This is a genomic window from Serratia sp. SA088 (assembly GCF_049065515.1).
GTDB lineage: Bacteria > Pseudomonadota > Gammaproteobacteria > Enterobacterales > Enterobacteriaceae > Serratia > Serratia nematodiphila.
Genome location: NZ_JBAKGW010000010.1, coordinates 124,028 through 139,251, shown reverse-complemented (window position 1 = coordinate 139,251; position 15,224 = coordinate 124,028). Strand labels below are relative to the sequence as shown.

Annotated in this window: 16 protein-coding genes; 6 read left to right on the top strand and 10 right to left on the bottom strand. The window is 60.8% G+C overall.

Going from position 1 to position 15,224, the window contains the following annotated elements; all coding sequences use genetic code 11:
- The first annotated feature begins 148 nt into the window (after positions 1 to 148).
- The gene (locus ACOWVD_RS21940) at positions 149 to 1,066 is read left to right on the top strand and encodes a DMT family transporter (protein ID WP_015379350.1); all 918 of its coding nucleotides are present in this window, start codon (positions 149 to 151) and stop codon (positions 1,064 to 1,066) included.
- On the opposite strand, the gene ACOWVD_RS21935 is transcribed toward ACOWVD_RS21940, so the two are convergent.
- The 9 genes from ACOWVD_RS21935 to ACOWVD_RS21895 all read right to left on the bottom strand — a co-directional run bounded on the left by ACOWVD_RS21935 (position 1,063) and on the right by ACOWVD_RS21895 (position 10,078).
- A complete protein-coding gene (locus ACOWVD_RS21935) occupies positions 1,063 to 2,556 on the bottom strand; it encodes a PLP-dependent aminotransferase family protein (RefSeq protein ID WP_049240483.1) in 1,494 nt (497 codons plus the stop codon). The two genes, ACOWVD_RS21940 and ACOWVD_RS21935, sit on opposite strands and share 4 nt — an antisense overlap.
- A 79-nt stretch (positions 2,557 to 2,635) precedes the next feature.
- Positions 2,636 to 3,259: a helix-turn-helix transcriptional regulator gene (locus tag ACOWVD_RS21930; protein WP_015379348.1), complete on the bottom strand. Its 624-nt coding sequence runs from the start codon at positions 3,257 to 3,259 to the stop codon at positions 2,636 to 2,638.
- Positions 3,260 to 3,360: 101 nt separating this feature from the next.
- Complete coding sequence (locus ACOWVD_RS21925) at positions 3,361 to 3,900, bottom strand: fimbrial protein (protein ID WP_015379347.1); 540 nt, start codon at positions 3,898 to 3,900, stop codon at positions 3,361 to 3,363.
- An 18-nt stretch (positions 3,901 to 3,918) separates the two neighbouring features.
- Positions 3,919 to 4,923 (bottom strand): fimbrial protein, encoded by a 1,005-nt coding sequence (locus ACOWVD_RS21920; protein WP_004930911.1) that lies wholly within the window; start codon positions 4,921 to 4,923, stop codon positions 3,919 to 3,921.
- Between the two features lie 14 nt (positions 4,924 to 4,937).
- A complete protein-coding gene (locus ACOWVD_RS21915) occupies positions 4,938 to 5,549 on the bottom strand; it encodes a fimbrial protein (RefSeq protein ID WP_004930909.1) in 612 nt (203 codons plus the stop codon).
- Positions 5,550 to 5,560: 11 nt separating this feature from the next.
- Positions 5,561 to 6,307, bottom strand: coding sequence for a fimbrial biogenesis chaperone (locus ACOWVD_RS21910; RefSeq protein ID WP_021505171.1), 747 nt, complete (start codon positions 6,305 to 6,307; stop codon positions 5,561 to 5,563).
- Positions 6,308 to 6,331: 24 nt separating this feature from the next.
- Positions 6,332 to 8,818, bottom strand: a complete 2,487-nt coding sequence (locus ACOWVD_RS21905) for a fimbria/pilus outer membrane usher protein (RefSeq protein WP_049186521.1) — start codon at positions 8,816 to 8,818, stop codon at positions 6,332 to 6,334.
- Positions 8,819 to 8,904: 86 nt separating this feature from the next.
- Positions 8,905 to 9,456 (bottom strand): fimbrial protein, encoded by a 552-nt coding sequence (locus tag ACOWVD_RS21900; RefSeq protein ID WP_015379343.1) that lies wholly within the window; start codon positions 9,454 to 9,456, stop codon positions 8,905 to 8,907.
- Positions 9,457 to 9,547: 91 nt separating this feature from the next.
- Positions 9,548 to 10,078 (bottom strand): fimbrial protein, encoded by a 531-nt coding sequence (locus ACOWVD_RS21895; RefSeq protein WP_004930897.1) that lies wholly within the window; start codon positions 10,076 to 10,078, stop codon positions 9,548 to 9,550.
- Between the two features lie 758 nt (positions 10,079 to 10,836).
- Here ACOWVD_RS21895 and ACOWVD_RS21890 point away from each other — a divergent pair.
- The 5 genes from ACOWVD_RS21890 (at position 10,837) to fetB (ending at position 14,331) form a co-directional block, all read left to right on the top strand.
- On the top strand, positions 10,837 to 11,250 hold the full coding sequence (locus tag ACOWVD_RS21890) for a hypothetical protein (RefSeq protein ID WP_015379341.1): 414 nt from the start codon (positions 10,837 to 10,839) through the stop codon (positions 11,248 to 11,250).
- A 29-nt stretch (positions 11,251 to 11,279) separates the two neighbouring features.
- On the top strand, positions 11,280 to 12,377 hold the full coding sequence (locus ACOWVD_RS21885; protein WP_274865321.1) for an FKBP-type peptidyl-prolyl cis-trans isomerase N-terminal domain-containing protein: 1,098 nt from the start codon (positions 11,280 to 11,282) through the stop codon (positions 12,375 to 12,377).
- Between the two features lie 37 nt (positions 12,378 to 12,414).
- Positions 12,415 to 12,702, top strand: a complete 288-nt coding sequence (locus ACOWVD_RS21880) for a FaeA/PapI family transcriptional regulator (protein ID WP_004930885.1) — start codon at positions 12,415 to 12,417, stop codon at positions 12,700 to 12,702.
- Between the two features lie 191 nt (positions 12,703 to 12,893).
- Positions 12,894 to 13,571 carry an iron efflux ABC transporter ATP-binding subunit FetA gene (gene fetA, locus ACOWVD_RS21875; RefSeq protein ID WP_049240487.1) on the top strand — a complete coding sequence of 226 codons (678 nt, stop codon included), beginning with the start codon at positions 12,894 to 12,896 and terminating at the stop codon, positions 13,569 to 13,571.
- Complete coding sequence (fetB, locus tag ACOWVD_RS21870; RefSeq protein WP_004930878.1) at positions 13,558 to 14,331, top strand: iron efflux ABC transporter permease subunit FetB; 774 nt, start codon at positions 13,558 to 13,560, stop codon at positions 14,329 to 14,331. The genes fetA and fetB overlap by 14 nt, the downstream gene beginning before the upstream one ends.
- A gap of 37 nt (positions 14,332 to 14,368) precedes the next feature.
- Here the strand turns inward: fetB and ACOWVD_RS21865 are convergent, their stop codons facing one another.
- Positions 14,369 to 15,205, bottom strand: a complete 837-nt coding sequence (locus ACOWVD_RS21865; RefSeq protein ID WP_004930876.1) for a TIM barrel protein — start codon at positions 15,203 to 15,205, stop codon at positions 14,369 to 14,371.
- Positions 15,206 to 15,224: the final 19 nt, after the last annotated feature.

Genomic DNA, 15,224 nt, shown 5'->3' with positions numbered 1-15,224 from the left:
CACTATCTGGACCTGTCTGTGAACCGCTTTATCTGAAAAATAGAACGCAGCCCCGGCAAACGACGCCGGGCAACGATGTTCTCTTTCACTATGACATCGCCTCGCGGGTTGCCGATTTCGGTATGCCTCAGGCGTGCGGAGCGTTCACATGACGGACAGTCAGTCTGCAAAAACTCTCGTTGTTACCCCTGCACATCCCGCCGCCGGGCATTCGGCCCAGGGCTGGATGAACGGTTTTCTTGGCATGATGATCTTCAGCGGCTCGTTGCCCGCGACCCGGGTGGCGGTGCTGGAGCTCGATCCGCTGTTTCTGACGGCGGTCAGGGCGGCGATCGCCGCTTTGCTGGCCCTGTGTGCGCTGCTGATCACCCGGCAGGCGCGGCCGACGCGGGCGGATTTGCCGCCGCTGCTGTTTGTGGCGCTTGGCGTAGTCATCGGTTTTCCGCTGCTGACGGCGCTGGCGCTGCAGCACACCACGTCGGCGCATTCGCTGGTGTATATCGGCCTGCTGCCGCTGGCGACCGCCGGTTTTGGCGTTTTGCGCGGCGGAGAGCGGCCCAAGCCCGCTTTTTGGGCTTTTTCAGGCGTCGGCGCCGTGTTGGTGGGCGCTTTCGCGTTGAGCCAGGGGAGCGGCGGCGCCTGGCAAGGGGATGCGCTGATGGTCGGGGCGGTGTTGCTGTGCGGCCTGGGTTATGCCGAAGGGGCGGTGCTGTCGCGCCGGATCGGCGGCTGGCAGGCGATCTCCTGGGCGCTGGTGGTCGCCTTGCCGTTGACGCTGGCGGCCACCTGGCTGGCGGCACCGGCCGCCTGGCCCGTGGTCAGCGGCGCTGCCTGGCTGTCGCTGGTTTACGTCTCGGTGTTCAGCATGTGGATTGGGTTTATTTTCTGGTATCGCGGCCTGGCGCAGGGCGGCATCGCCGCCGTCGGGCAGCTGCAGCTGCTGCAGCCGTTCTTCGGCCTGGCGCTGGCGGGCTGGCTGCTGCATGAGACCGTCCAGCCGATGATGATCGCCGTGATGGCCGGCGTGGTGGTTTGCGTGTTCGGCGCCAAACGTTTTTCCCGCTAGGCGCCGCTGCCGGCGCAGGCCAGGATCACCCGTCCGAGCCGTTCCACCGCCTGTTGCACCTGGCGGTCGGCGTAACCGCCCAACCCCAGCACCAGGCCCGGCTCACCGTGGCCGGGCGCATACATCGGCGACACCGCCCGCAGCGCCAACCCGGCTTCGTTGGCCTGCAGGGCGACCCGCACGTCGTCGAGATCTTTTCTCAACCACAGCACCATGTGCATGCCCTGATCGCAGGGCTGCACCACCGCCAGCTCGGCCGGGATGTACGCGTTGATCGCCTCGATCAGCACCCGACGCTTCTCGGCGTAGACGCCGCGCATTTTGCGGATATGCCGGTCGAGATACCCTTCGGCAATAAAGGCGGCCAGCACGTATTGATCCGCGCTGGGTGGATGGCGATCCATCAGGATCCTGGCGCCGCAAAAGGCGTCGACCAGCGGCGGCGGCACGATGGCGTAACCCAACCGCAGCGAAGGGAACAGCACCTTGCTGAAGGTGCCGAGATAGAGCGTCCGCTCGGGCGCCAGCCCCTGCAGCGAAGGGAACGGGTGGCCGGCGTAGCGCATCTCGCTGTCGTAATCGTCTTCCACGATCCAGGCCTGCCGCTCTCTGGCCCAGGCCAGCAGGGCGCTTCTTTTCGCCATGCTCATCGGCATGCCCAGCGGATACTGATGCGACGGCGTGACAAAGGCGGCGCGGGCATTGGCGGCCAGACGCACGCCGGCGGCGACGTCGATGCCGTCGTCGGCGACGGGCACCCTAATCATGCGCCGATCGCGGAACAGGCTATCGAAAATGGCGGTAATGCCGGCGTAGGCAGGATCTTCGACCCAGGCGCTGTCGCCGGCGTCCAACAGGATCTGCGCGGCCAGATACAGTCCCTGTTGGGTGCCGGAGGTAATGAGGATTTGCTGCGGCGTGCAGTTTACCGAACGGGAACGGCGCACATAGTCGCAGATGGCTTCGCGCAGCGGCAGTGCGCCCAGCGGATCGCCGTAGCCCGACGGCGCGCCGGGGCCGCGGGCGCGGATGCGGTTGCCGAGCCGCCGCCAGATATCGTCGGGCGCGGTATCGCCGATTGGCACTGACACAGTGAACGGCACCGGCGGCAGCGCCCGCGCCTGCGTGGCAAAGCGCGCCAGATGCTGCGCCTGTGAAGAAAGCGGAACCGCTACCGCCGAACTCGCCTGCGCCGTGGCGTGCGGCGTGCGGCGCGGCGCCTGATAGTGGGCGACCCGGGTGCCGGAGCCGGGCTGCGGTTCGAGAAAGCCTTCCGCCGTCAGCTGAGCAAAGGCTTCCAACACCGTGCCGCGCGCCAGATCCAGCGCCGCCGACAGCCGGCGCGTCGAGGGCAGCAGATCGCCCGCTTTCAGATCGCCCCGGTGAATGGCCCGGCGCAGGGCCTGCGCCAGCTGGTGGCTCAGCTGCCCCGCCTGGCGGTCAATCTCGCCGAGGGCGGGGACGTCAACGACTTGGGCTGTTCGGGGCATGGATTCCGGCTCGCTTTGCAGTGCGAAAATGAGTATTCAGAGTAAACCACTCTTTCGGCACTCGCGAGTCCGTTGTCAGTCAACTCAGCCCGCGCTGATTCAGCAGCACCTTATTCAGCTCGCTGTTTTTTCGCACGTTCAGCTTGCGCATCGCCGAGCGTTTATGGGCGCTGATGGTTTTCTGGCTGCGCTGCAGCAGGCCGGCGATGCTGCAGGCGGACATGCCGCTGCTCATCAACCCCAACACTTTTTTTTCGCAGTGGCTGAGCGCGGCGATGCGGCAGGCCTGGCATTTCCACATGCCGGCGGCGTGCAGCGCCATCCACGGATGCTGGATAAATTTCTCCAGCGCCATCTGCAGCTTGAGGCGGATGGCGTAGGCCGAATCGCGCCGATGGATGCTGAACAGCGGCGGCAGGTTTTTCACCTGTTGCTGAGTCGTGTCGTCGAGGATCAGCAGAGTCAGCTGCCGCTGGCGCGGGATGCCGTAGGGGCTCTGGTAACAGCAGGCGCAGCCCCAGCGCTCTTCCGGCGTGCGGAGCACGATTTCGATGTTATCCAACGCCTGCAGTGCCAGCGGCGAGAACTGCGGGTACCGGCGCTGGCATTCGTTCAGGGAGTGCAGATAATCCTGCAGCAGCAGACGCAGCCCCTGCTGGTAGAAGTTATCGCTGTCGAACAGCGTGAAGCGAATATCTGGCATGGGTGCCTCCTTAAAAGGCCGCGCCGGAGCGAACGGTGACGGCCCATTGCCGGCGATTGCGCGCCGGGCGTTTTCCTGATTTCCCTGGGGCGGTGCGGGGCTTATTGGTACGCCAGCACAAAATTGGCGACGGACGTGAATTCGCCTTCGGTAATGCTTTGGTTTTGAATCGCGCTCGGCCGCCCTTGTACGTAGGCGGTGAAGTTCAGGTTGTTGGGGCCGTTTTGCAGCGCGACGGCGCTGGTGGCCTTATTCAGAGAGATGTCCGCACCCTGATGATCGAACAGGGCGATGGCGGCGCCGTTCGCGCCGTTGTTGATCGCCAGCTTGCCCGGCAGCTCTCCGTCTTCGGCGCCGCTGAAGGTCACGCTGACGGATTTGAACACCGTGGTCTTGCAGTCGGTCAGCTTGATGCTGAACGGCACCGGCGTGGTATGTCCGTAGCGGTACAGGGTTTTGACGATCACCGTGCCCATCTCCACCAGCTGATCGGCGGACTGCGGTTCGATATTGCACGGGCGGCTCACCACGGTGCCGTGGAACTGCACCGGCGCGCCGATAAGCTCGGTGTTCGCCGCCGCCGGCATGGCGGCAAACCACCAGGGCGCGCAGCTCAGCAGCGCTAAAGCGCGTAGACGCATTTTCCGTTCCTCCCTCGGTTACTGGAATGCCGCCACGATGGTGGCCGATGCGTTGAATTCCCCTTCGCCGATCTCTGCGCCGCCGTTGGCGAACGGCGCCGCCACCAGGTTCCAGGAGCCGCCGTTGCCGATGTTCGGCACCGGGTAAAACTCATTCGGGATAACCAGCTGGCCGTTATGCGTCAGCCGGATGCCGAGATCGTTCTTGTCGGTTTTGAATACCTCGTTGCTGAAGGAGGCCGCCGTGCCCGACACCGCCAGCTTGATATTCAGCGTGCCGTCCTCGAAGCTGCCGCCCTCGCACTGGAAGCGCACCGGAATGCTTTGCGGGTAGTTCGAGCCGTTGAGATCGCTGCCGCCGATCTCGCCGAACTCCACGTTGATCAACTGGCCTTCGTTCACCACGCATTTATCGGGCACGTAGAGGATTGCGGACTGGATAAACACCTGCGCCATCGGGTTGGGGCCGAAACCGCCGTCGGTCGAGCCGAGGCGGCCGTACATCTCGATGATCTGCCGATCGTTAATCTCAACGCCGTTAATGATTTTTTTGCGCACCCGGAAGGTGATCTTGCCTTTGGAGCCGCTGCCGTAGTTGTTGACCTGCAAGTACGGCGGCTGGCAGCGGTGTTGGCTCAGCAAATTCGATTCGTTGTAAAAAGGCACGGTGACGTAGGCGTTCTTGTTGCCGGCAATCCACACCTCGGCTTTTAAATCCAAAAAGTCATTCAGCTTTAAATAGCCGTTGCCGTAGTCGGAGGGGGGCAACGCCGAATCCGACTTGTAAAAGTGCGGGCTGGTGGGGATAGGGGTATCGCAATACACCTTGCCGGTATAGGTGCCGCCCAGATCATAGGGAAACAGTTTGGTGAACCCCACCTGGTTGGTGATGTTGCTTTCATTCAGATCGATATAGAACTGTTTCGGCCCGCCGTCCGGCGTGACATAGCCGTTGGCCCAGGCGGCGGGGGCCGCCAGCGCAATCGCCAGCGGCAGGCAGAGTTTGGTCAGTTGAGTTTTCATTGCGTTCTCGAGCCTCACAGGTAAATCACCTGAATGTGCGCCACGGCGGCGAACCCGGCCGCCATCACCGCCCGCTGGGTGGATTCCACGCTGGCGCTGAACCACAGGGTGTTGCTGCCGGGCTGCAGAATGTAGGGGCGGCTGCGCTGATTCAGCTCCAGCGCCTGGCCCTGCTGGTCTTGCAGCCGCAGGCCGATGCCCTGTACGCCGCCGTTCAGCTTCAGCAGCGACGGGTTGTCGACGTCGCTTTCGCCGAGAAACACCAGCGTGGCGGCCTGCTCACCCTGCAGGTAGAGGCGGCCGGCATCGCCGTTGCGCGGGCCGGCCGGGTTATCCGCCAGCGCGCGCGCGCCCAGCAGGCAATTGCGGAACGAGAGACGAAAACGCACCGGCGCGCTGCGATCGCCGGCGTTGCGGAAGTCGCGTGCGCTGACGTCGCCCAGATCGACGGACTGATCCCGGCTGTCCGGCGTCAGGCTGCAGGGAGAGCTGAGCAGACCGCCGTGAAAGCTGACGGTGCCGGTGGTGCCTTCGATCACGCCCAGCGGCGTTGCCGCCAGCGCGCCGCCGCCGCACAGCAGTGCGCCGAGCAGCAGAGGGCGCAGTCGATCGGTGAATTCAGCCATGCTGGACCTCCTTATTTTTTCTCGGGCACGGCGGTGCAAACGCCGCCATTGCAGACGAAGCGAAGCTCCGGATGGCCGCCGTAGTCGTTGATGTAGGTGATGACGAAGCTGTTCATGCCGGTGTCGTGCAGCTTGAGGCTTTCGCTGGATTTCGGCTTCAGCATCAGCGGCTGAAAACCGCCGATCGCGCCGCCGCCCTGTTTTTGCGTCTGCCGCGTCATGCCGGTCAGGGTGATGTAAAACGGCGTCGGGTTGTCGACGGTGATGGCGCCGCCGCTTTTACGGAACACCAGCTTTTCCTGCCACACTTCACCCTTGGGCGCGACAATCGCCTTCGGCCGGTAAAACAGCTTGATCTGCGTCTGCAGCGCCAGCTGCATCACGTTGGTTTTGGTGCTTTTCGGCGGGATCTCGCGCAGGTTGAAGTAGAACACCGACTCGCGATCCTGCGGCAGGCGATCCGCTTCCGGCGTCTTGGTGATGCGCACCACGCTGCGCTCGCTCGGCTCCACGCGCTGCAACGGCGGCAGCACCACCAGCGGCGAGGTGATCTTCTGATGCTGCTCGTTCTCCAGCCAGGACTGCGCCAGGAAAGGCAGCTCTTTGTTTTCGTTGACGATATTCAGGCTGATCGATTTGGCGTCGCTCACATAAACGGCGCGCGTGCGATCCAGCGATATCGCCGCGTCGGCGGTGGGCAGTACGGCGCTCAGGGCCAGGCCGGCGGCGGTCAGTAGCGTTATCGGGTGTTTGTTCATGTCATTATTTCTCAGCGTTACGGATTACAGGGTGGCGCACGGCAGCAGCAGCTGGTCCAGCGGCTTGGCGGCGCCCGGGATCACGATGCGGCAGCGGCGTTGGCCTTCCCAGGCGACATCCAGTTTTTCCTCCGGCTGTACGCCGGTCAGATAGACCGAGCCGCCGTCGTTGACCACCGCGACCTCGCGGCCTTTCTCGCTCAGCACCGCGGCGCCGAACGGCGGTTCGCTGCCGTCCGCGAGGCGAATGGTGGCCAGCAGCTTGCTGCCTTTCACTACCTCGAAGTGGCGGTAGCCGATGGCGCCTTCGGTCAGCGTGCCTTGCACCACGGCGCGAGTGGCCTCGACGTCGTCCGCCAGCTTGTTGACGTCAATACGGGTGTCGGTGTTGTAGTAGCTGGTGATGTCGGAAATCACCGCCAGCCCGAAACGGTTGCTGTAGGCGCGGCCGTTATTGATCGGCACGCCGGCGATGCCGTCGGTGTCGAGCATCATGCGGCTGCCGCCGTTGCTCGAGTTCTGATGCGCCGCGATACCGTGCCGGGTCGCGGTGAGACCGCCGCGGAACGAGCCGCCGATCGACGAGTAGCTGTCCTGCTGGTAAGAGGCGCTGGCGTTCAGCGAGCCGAACGAGGCGTTGTGGGTGTAGTACCCGCGCGCCAGCGATTTGCCGGACTGGTTAAAGCCGCCGCTGACCTGCCAGGTATTGTCCGGATCGCTGTAGTCGTTGTACGACGCGGTCTGCGTGACGTCGCCGTTGTTGGTTTGCAGCGCATAGCCGACGCGCCGACGATCGCCGATCGGTACGGTGAAGTTGAGCATCACGCTGTCGTCGGTGCGGCCCTGGTAATAGGTGCGGTAAGCCGACAGCGAGGCGGTGATGTTGCTGATATCGCCGATGCTGAACAACTTGCTGGTCGACAGCCCGTAACGATCCTGGGTTCGCGCGTCCCAATAGGTCTGGTGCGAGTAAGTCAGATAGGTGGTGATCGCCCTGGCGCTGTCTTCCGCCATAAAGGTTTTACTGGCGGTGATGGTATACAGCTCTTTCTGACGGCCGTTGTAATTCTTGTCGTAATCGCCGTAGCGCTCCTGCAGATACTGCGACATGTTCATGAATTTGCGTTGCGAGAAGCGGTAGCCGGCGAAGGTGATCTGGCTGTTCAGCTCGTCGAAGCGTTTGGCGTAGTTGAGCTTGAACGACATGCCGCTGGCGGTCGGCTCGCCGGGCAGGCGAGCGATCGACTGGGTGACGTCCAGCGACATGGCGCCGAACACGTTCAGATCGCGGCCGAGGCCGAGCGCCCAGGCGTTATAGTCGCCGCCGAGCAGCGCGCCACCATACAGCGACCAGGCGTTGCTCAGCCCCCAGGAGAAGTCGCTGGCGGAAAACAGCGGCCCCTGGGTGCGGTGGTCGTAGGCCGAGGTTTTGCCGAGCGCCACGTTGTAGCGCACGTAGCCCGGGCGGGTCAGGTACGGAATGGTGGCGGTATCCACCTGGAAGGTCGAAACGGTGCCGTCCTGCTCTTCCACCTTGACGTCCAGCTTGCCGCGCACCGAGCTGTTGAGATCCTGGATGGCGAACGGCCCGGCGGGCACGGTGGTTTCGTACAGCGTGCGGCCTTCCTGCGAGACGGTGATCTTGGCGTTGCTCTTGGCGATGCCGCGCACTTCCGGCGCGTAGCCCTGCAGGTTAGGCGGCAGCATGCGCTCGTCGCTGGCCAGGTTGAGGCCGGTGAAGCGATAGGCGTCGAACACCCCGGAGTCGAGATAGATCTCGCCCAGCGTCAGCTTGGCGGCCTGCATCGGCAGCGCGCGGTAGGCGTAGATCTGGTTCCAGTCGAAGCCGGTGCTGCGATCGCCGGCCTGCTGATTGTAATTGGCCTGGTAGTCCGCGCGCAGGCGCCAGGGGCCCAGGTTGGCGCCCAGCGTGCCGTAGCTGCTCAGGTTCTGGGCGGTGTTGTTGTTGTGGCTCTGTTTGCCTAACTGGCCGCTCAGGTTGTAGTCCAGCAGCAGGCCGGGAATGCCGTCGTCCCACTGCTCGGGCGGCGTCCAGTCGGGATCGGAGTATTTCATCCACGCCTGCGGGATGGTGATCGCCAGCACGCCGCCGCCGATGCGATCGGATATGGTCGCGCCTTTGATGCCGCGAATGTCGGCGCACTGGTTGTCGTGCCACAGGGTGATTTTTTTGGCCGCTTCTTCTTTTAACGCCATTTTTTCCACCAGGTCAGGCGGCAGGCACACCTGGCTGCCGCTCTTGTTATCCGGCGACGGGAAATACTGAATGCTGCGCTGGGGCAGCGTTTTCTGGTTGATCTTGATGTCCAGCAAATAAGCGCCGGGCATGACGTAGTCGGCATCGGAGAAACGCGAAAGATCCACTTTGCTGCGCTCGCCGATATCCAGGACGTCGGTATTGAATTCCGTGGCGGAAAATGCCGGACGCACCCAGAGGAAAGACAGAATGACGAGGAGAGGTAGGTGTTTCCGTGTCAGTAATGACGTCATAGCATAATCACTCATGGCAAGTCCGCGCCCAATAGCAGGTCATCCGTACGACCTGAATACGTAATGCTGTGCAGCGCCCGCCGGCGCTAGAGATAAGACAGGGTGAATTTGGCCAGAGAGCTGAAGCCGCCCGCCCGCGCCTTGTCGGGATGCAGGCGCAACTGCGCGCCAAAGCGCAGCGTGTTGTCGCCGGCGACGATCTGGTAATCCGCCGTCGTGCTGCCGAGCGGGATCGGCGTGCCGGCATCGTTCAACAGCTCGATAGCCACGCCCTGCGCCTCGCCGTAAACGCCGAGCAGGGAAGGATCCCCGCTGTCGGCGGTGCCGTCGAACGTGACGTTGGCCGCGCGATAGATGAAGTCAGGCTTCACCTGGCTGGCCAGCTCGCAGTTCACCAGTTTGATCGTGAAATGGCGGCGGCTGCCGATCAGCACCGACTGCCCATCCTGCGAGGCGTCGGTCATGGAAATCAGACCAAAATCGACGGTTTGATCCAGGCTGTCGCTGGCGATGCCGCACGGCGTTTCAACGATGGTGCCGCCCAGGCTGACTTTGCCGTGGCCCTGATTTTTCGCTGCCGCCGCCGCGCTGCCGACGCTTAGCGCGATGAGCAACAGGCCGCAAAGGCGGATAGTCATGCTGGCGTCTCCCTGTCTTTCCCTGTTCCCTTGCCGGTATCCTCGGCATGCAATAAAGCGGGGGATGCCCTGAGACATCCCCTGTGGGGTATTACAGGTAAGCCAGGGTGAAGTTCGCCACGCTGGTGAAGTCGCCCGGCACCACGGCGCTTGAGGCGCTGCTGCCCTGCAGATAAGCGGCGAATTTCAGCGAGTTGTCGCCATCGTTCAGGCCCTGACCGTCGGTCGCGGTGCCCAGTTCCACCTCTTTGGAGTGCAGGTTGTCGTAGATCACGATGCCGGCGCCGGTTGCCGTGCCGCTCAGGGCCAGCAGTTTGTTGTTAACCGGATCAGGCGTGCCGGTAAAGGTCACTTTGACGTTTTTCATGGTGGAGATGGAGCAATCTTTCAGTTCGATGTTGAAAGGCTGCATGCTGGATTTACCCTGGTTGGCCAGGATGCGGCTGCTGATCTGGCCCATCGGCACGGTTTGGTCAACGGATTCCGGCGCGACGCTGCATGGCGCATCGATAATTTCGCCGGTAAAGGTGACTTTACCGCTGCCCTGATTAGATGCGGCATGAGCAACAGATGCGGAAGCGAAAGCAATCATGGTTGCCAGCATTAATTTATTCAGTTTCATTTCTCAGGTTCCTGTAGAGAGTTTTTAAATAAAAAGAACAGCACATCTAAATCCCCCGCGGCGGTGGCAACGCCATGTCGCCGCCCGTGCGGTTGGAGCCAGATCCTTTTGCTCTGGGCAATACGCCGATATCCGTTATTTATGAGAAATAACGAGATTTGGAAAATCGATAATGGATTTTCTGGTAAATAAAATACGTTTTTTACGTGTGGCGTGTTGCTGGGAATATTCTTGCAAATAATAGTATTGCTTGGAAATAGATTTTATTAAATTAAGTCAAATTCAGAATATAAAACCAAAAGGAAAAAGAAATATATTTGCTTTAAAATCAATAGATCGTATACAAATATTATCCAGTATAAATCACTATATAAATAACGATATGCGAGATATTAGATCGGGGGAAATAGGGTGACACCTACAATTCACAATATTGTTTTGCTAATATCGCTCTGAGGCAGCAGATGATGCATTTCCCTTTAGAAACAAAATATAAAACATAATTTATTGTTTTTATTGTTATTTCATGGTTGTTTGTTCATGAGGGAATGGGGTTTCTTATTCGCGTTTAGCCAGCGTTTAGACCTAATTGGTTAACAATTAAATAACAATTGCACCGGTAGTGAATTATTCTATCGCATTGCGTGATAGGGATTTTTTGCTACCTAACCCATTTTGATTAATCAAATTAAGGCATGTGCTGCTGCCGTTCGCCACATAATGATGACCTAAGTGACAATTAAAGGATTATAAACGGAATGATAACGATGATTAATGCTTGCGGCGGGCGCCGTTGGGTGGGGTTGACCCTATTTCTGCTGTCTCTTATGGCGCTTTCTGGCTGTGCGGGCGGGAGCAAGACAAAACTGAATTCCGTGAAAAAAATCTCACAGAATAATCCTAATGATAAATCCGATGAGCAACGCATCGCGCTTTGTCAGCAGCGGGTTAATTCATTAAAGAATATTAATCCGCAAAGTTACCAAAAACGCATCGCCTATTTTAATGGCCTGCTTTCCAACGCTTCGGGATATGCCGGGGTGCGCGGCAACGTGGATGAGAGTACCCGTAAAGCGATTGATGCTCTTTATCAATATAAAACCGAGAAATTCTGCGCTGACGTCGAGCATGAGCTGATGTCCGATCTGTCCAGCCGGGTTGAGAATCTGTAGCCATGAAGCGATGCGCGCAAGGATGGGCGATGGGGCTTTTGCTGTTGGCGGCGAGCGGGGCCGCTTGCGCCGCCGATGACGGCATTCCCGCGCTGTTGAAGTTTGCCGAACAGCGGCAGGCGCCACCGGCCGCGCCCAGGGAAGACACCGCGCGTAAATCGGCGTCAGCACCAGCCGCCAAACCAGCCGCAGACAGCGCTCGTTTAACGTCGTTGCAGCACTCTTTGCAACAGCAGGCGGAGAAAATCCGTCAGCTGGAGCGGCAGTTGGCGGCGGCTCAGGCCGCGGCGGCGCCGAAACGGGAACCGGCCGTCGTCGATATTCGGCCGCTGGCCGATGCCCTGAAGGGATTGCGGCAGGCCGTTGCGCCGGTGCCTGAAGTGAGCGTGCTGGCTGCTTCGTTAACGCGGGCCGAACAGCGCAGCACAAGTTTGGCGGCGCAGCTGGCGCAGCAGCAGCAGCGGGTGGAGACCTTGCTGGCCGAACGGCAGCAGGCGGCCGAGCCGCCTGCGCTGGCCAGCGAGGCGGACAAGCAGGCGTATGCCGCCGGCGTATCGCTCGGACGCGACATTCTGCATCTGCAGCAGGAGAACCGGCGCGCGGGGCTGGAAGCGGATACCCAGCTGTTGCTGGCGGGCATCGCCGATACCCTGGCCGGGCGGTTGCGGCTCGATGAAGCCGCCATCGACGGCGCGCTGCACACGGCGCAGCAGCGGTTGCAGCAGGCGCAACAGACGCAGGCGCCGCCTCGGGATGACAACGCCTACCTGGCCAATTTCGTTCGTCAGGAGGGGGTCAAGCAGGATGCGCTCGGTTTCTATTACCGGGTGGACTATGTCGGCAGCGGGGCGATCGGCGCCGACGATCGGGTGGATATCGTGGTGCGCGAAAGCCTGACCGACGGCCGGGTAGTCAAAGACATGGAGCTGGCGGGGACGGTGATCTCGCAGCCGTTGACGCGCTACCCGCCGCTGTTTCGCGCGGCTATCGAGAAGCTGCAGCAACACGGTGCGATCACGCTGGTGGTGCCGCCGGCGCTGGCGTACGGCAAACAGGGCAACCCGCCGGCGATCCCCCCGAATGCCACCATGATTTACACCCTGCGCATCGCTGACGTGCAGCCGTGAGCGGGGTGCTCAGCAGTAACCACTCAGGAGGAATGCTATGGCCAAGGCGCCGAAAACGTTTGAAAGCAGAAAATCGCTGATGCTGAATGTGTTGCAAGGATTGTGCAGGGAGCGTGTGGAAGGATCTGGGGGCCATCATCCCCCGCCGGAGCAGTGGCCGAAGACGCGCGAGCTGGCGGATAAATGCGGCGAAAATATTTATACCACCCGCACCCTGCTGCTGGCGCTGGAAAAGGAGGGTAAGGTTCACTGCACCCACCGCAGCATCAACAATTCTCTCCGCTGGTACAGCTGCGACGAACAGGCAGCGATAAAAAAAGAGTGATTCGACCCTGGCGGTCGCTTTTGACTATTCCTACAGCTAATCATTAATTAAATTTATCATTTGGCGGGGCGTTTCGCTCCGTCAATCCTTCCCCTTCGTTCGCTGCCATCCGCACAGCCATTGCTAAGATGTTTTTGGCGGCCATATACTTATCGCTCAGACGGGAACAGGTATAGGGAGCCGGCATCGTAATGAAGGAAAAGAAAGACATACTGAGATTGGATGATATTCATTATCAAATAGACAGCCAGGTGATCCTGGATTCCGTCTCTTTCACGCTGGGTGAAGGCGAGTTCAAACTGATCACCGGACCTTCCGGCTGCGGGAAAAGCACCCTGCTGAAAATCATCTCTTCCTTAATGGATCCGACCAGCGGAAAGCTCTATTTCGACGGCCAGGCGATCGACGAGATGTCGCCGGAGGCGTATCGCAAGCAGGTCTCTTACTGCTTCCAGACGCCGTCACTGTTCGGCAGTACGGTTTACGACAATCTGGCGCTGCCCTACCAGATCCGCCAGGAACCGCCGGCCGAGCGAAAAATGAAGGCCGATCTGGCGCGTTTCGGGCTGCCGGAGGCGATGCTGACCAAAAGCATCAATGAACTGTCCGGCGGGGAGAAGCAGCGGGTGTCCCTGATCCGCAACCTGCAGTTTATGCCTCGGGTGCTGTTGCTCGATGAGATCACCAGCGCGCTGGACGAGGAAAACAAACGCAACGTCAATGAGATAGTGCATCAGCTGGTGGCGGAACACCGGCTGGCGGTGCTGTGGGTGACGCACGATACCGAAGAGATAGCGCATGCGGACGAAGTGATCACCCTGCGCGCGCACGGCGCCGAGCAACAGGAGCAACAGCATGAATCAGCATAACATCACCAACGAATCCTTGGGCTTGTCGATGGTGCTGGTGGTGGTCGCCATCCTGATCAGCCACCGGGAAAAGCTGGCGCTGGAAAAGGACATTATCTGGAGCATCTGCCGCGCGGTGGTGCAGCTGATCATCGTCGGCTACGTGCTGAAGTATATTTTCGACCTGGATAACGCCGTTCTCACCGTGTTGATGGTGCTGTTCATCTGCTTTAACGCGGCTTACAACGCCAAGAAACGCAGCAAGTACGTCGAACACGCGTTCGTGACGTCGTTTATCGCCATCACCACCGGTGCGGTGCTGACGCTGGCGGTGCTGGTATTGACCGGCTCCATCGAATTTACGCCGATGCAGGTGATCCCCATCTCCGGGATGATCGCCGGCAACGCCATGGTGGCGGTGGGGTTGTGCTACACCAACCTCGGCCAGCGTTTCAAAAGCGAGCAGCAGAAGATTCAGGAGATGCTCAGCCTGGGGGCGACGCCCAAGTTCGCCTCGGCGGCGCTGATCCGCGACAGCATCCGCGCTTCGCTGATCCCGACCGTGGACTCGGCGAAAACCGTCGGGCTGGTCAGCCTGCCGGGCATGATGTCCGGGCTGATCTTTGCCGGCATCGACCCGGTGAAAGCGATCAAATACCAGATTATGGTGACCTTTATGCTGCTTTCCACCGCCAGCCTGTCGACCATCATCGCCTGCTATCTGGCTTACCGTAAGTTTTACAATGCGCGCCACCAGTTGGTGGTCGGCAACCTGAAGTAACGCCATGAAAAACGGCCTCCGTGGAGGCCGTTTTTTTTTACCCTTGCAGCAGGGCGATGCTCTGGCGGATTTCCCGTTCGATATCCGCCTCGCTCCAGCCGTCCAACTGCGAAGAGAAGGGCTCGAAGGCATAGACGCCGGTGTAGCCCAGGCGTTCCAGGTTCTGTACCTGGCGGCGGCTTTCCAGCCGATCGCCCGCGCTCAGCATGATGCGCTCTTCATCGCTCAGCGCGCCTTTATCCCGCCCATCCTCCACGCCGGACAGATGCACCAGGCCGATCTGCGCCACCTGGATCTGCGCGTCGAAGTCGGCTTGCGCCACACCGCTCAAATAGTGGTGGAAAGTATCGAGCACGATGCGGTATGGCGCGCCCGAATCGCGGATGATCGCCTGGGTCAGCAGCGACGATCGCAACGAGCTGATGCCGAAGCCCAGCGGCTCGACGTATCCCTGCACGCCGTAGCGGGCAAACAGCGGCGCCAGCAGACGCAACGCGGCGAGGGTATCGTCCCGTTTTTGCTGCTCGCTGCGCGTGTCGTCGGCGCTGCAGTGCGGGCACAGCACCAGCGCCCGGCTGTGGATGGCCTGCGCCTGCGCCAGCAACGCTTCGGCGCGCTGCTGCAGCGCCGCCGGGTCATCCACCCGATTGAACATGCCGAGGGCGTTGATCGTGACGATTTCAATGCCGTATTGCGCGGCGAGCGCGTTGAGCTGCGCGTCGCTCAGATCGTCGGTCACCTTGCCGCTGGGCATGTCGTTGCGCAGCTCAACTTTGCTGAGCCCGCAGCGTTTCACCAGGCGGAAAAAATTGTCCAGATCGAGATTCGGCGCGATCTTGCGGTTAATGCAGAAGCGGTCCAGCGCAATGTTCATGGGGCATGACTCCAGCGGT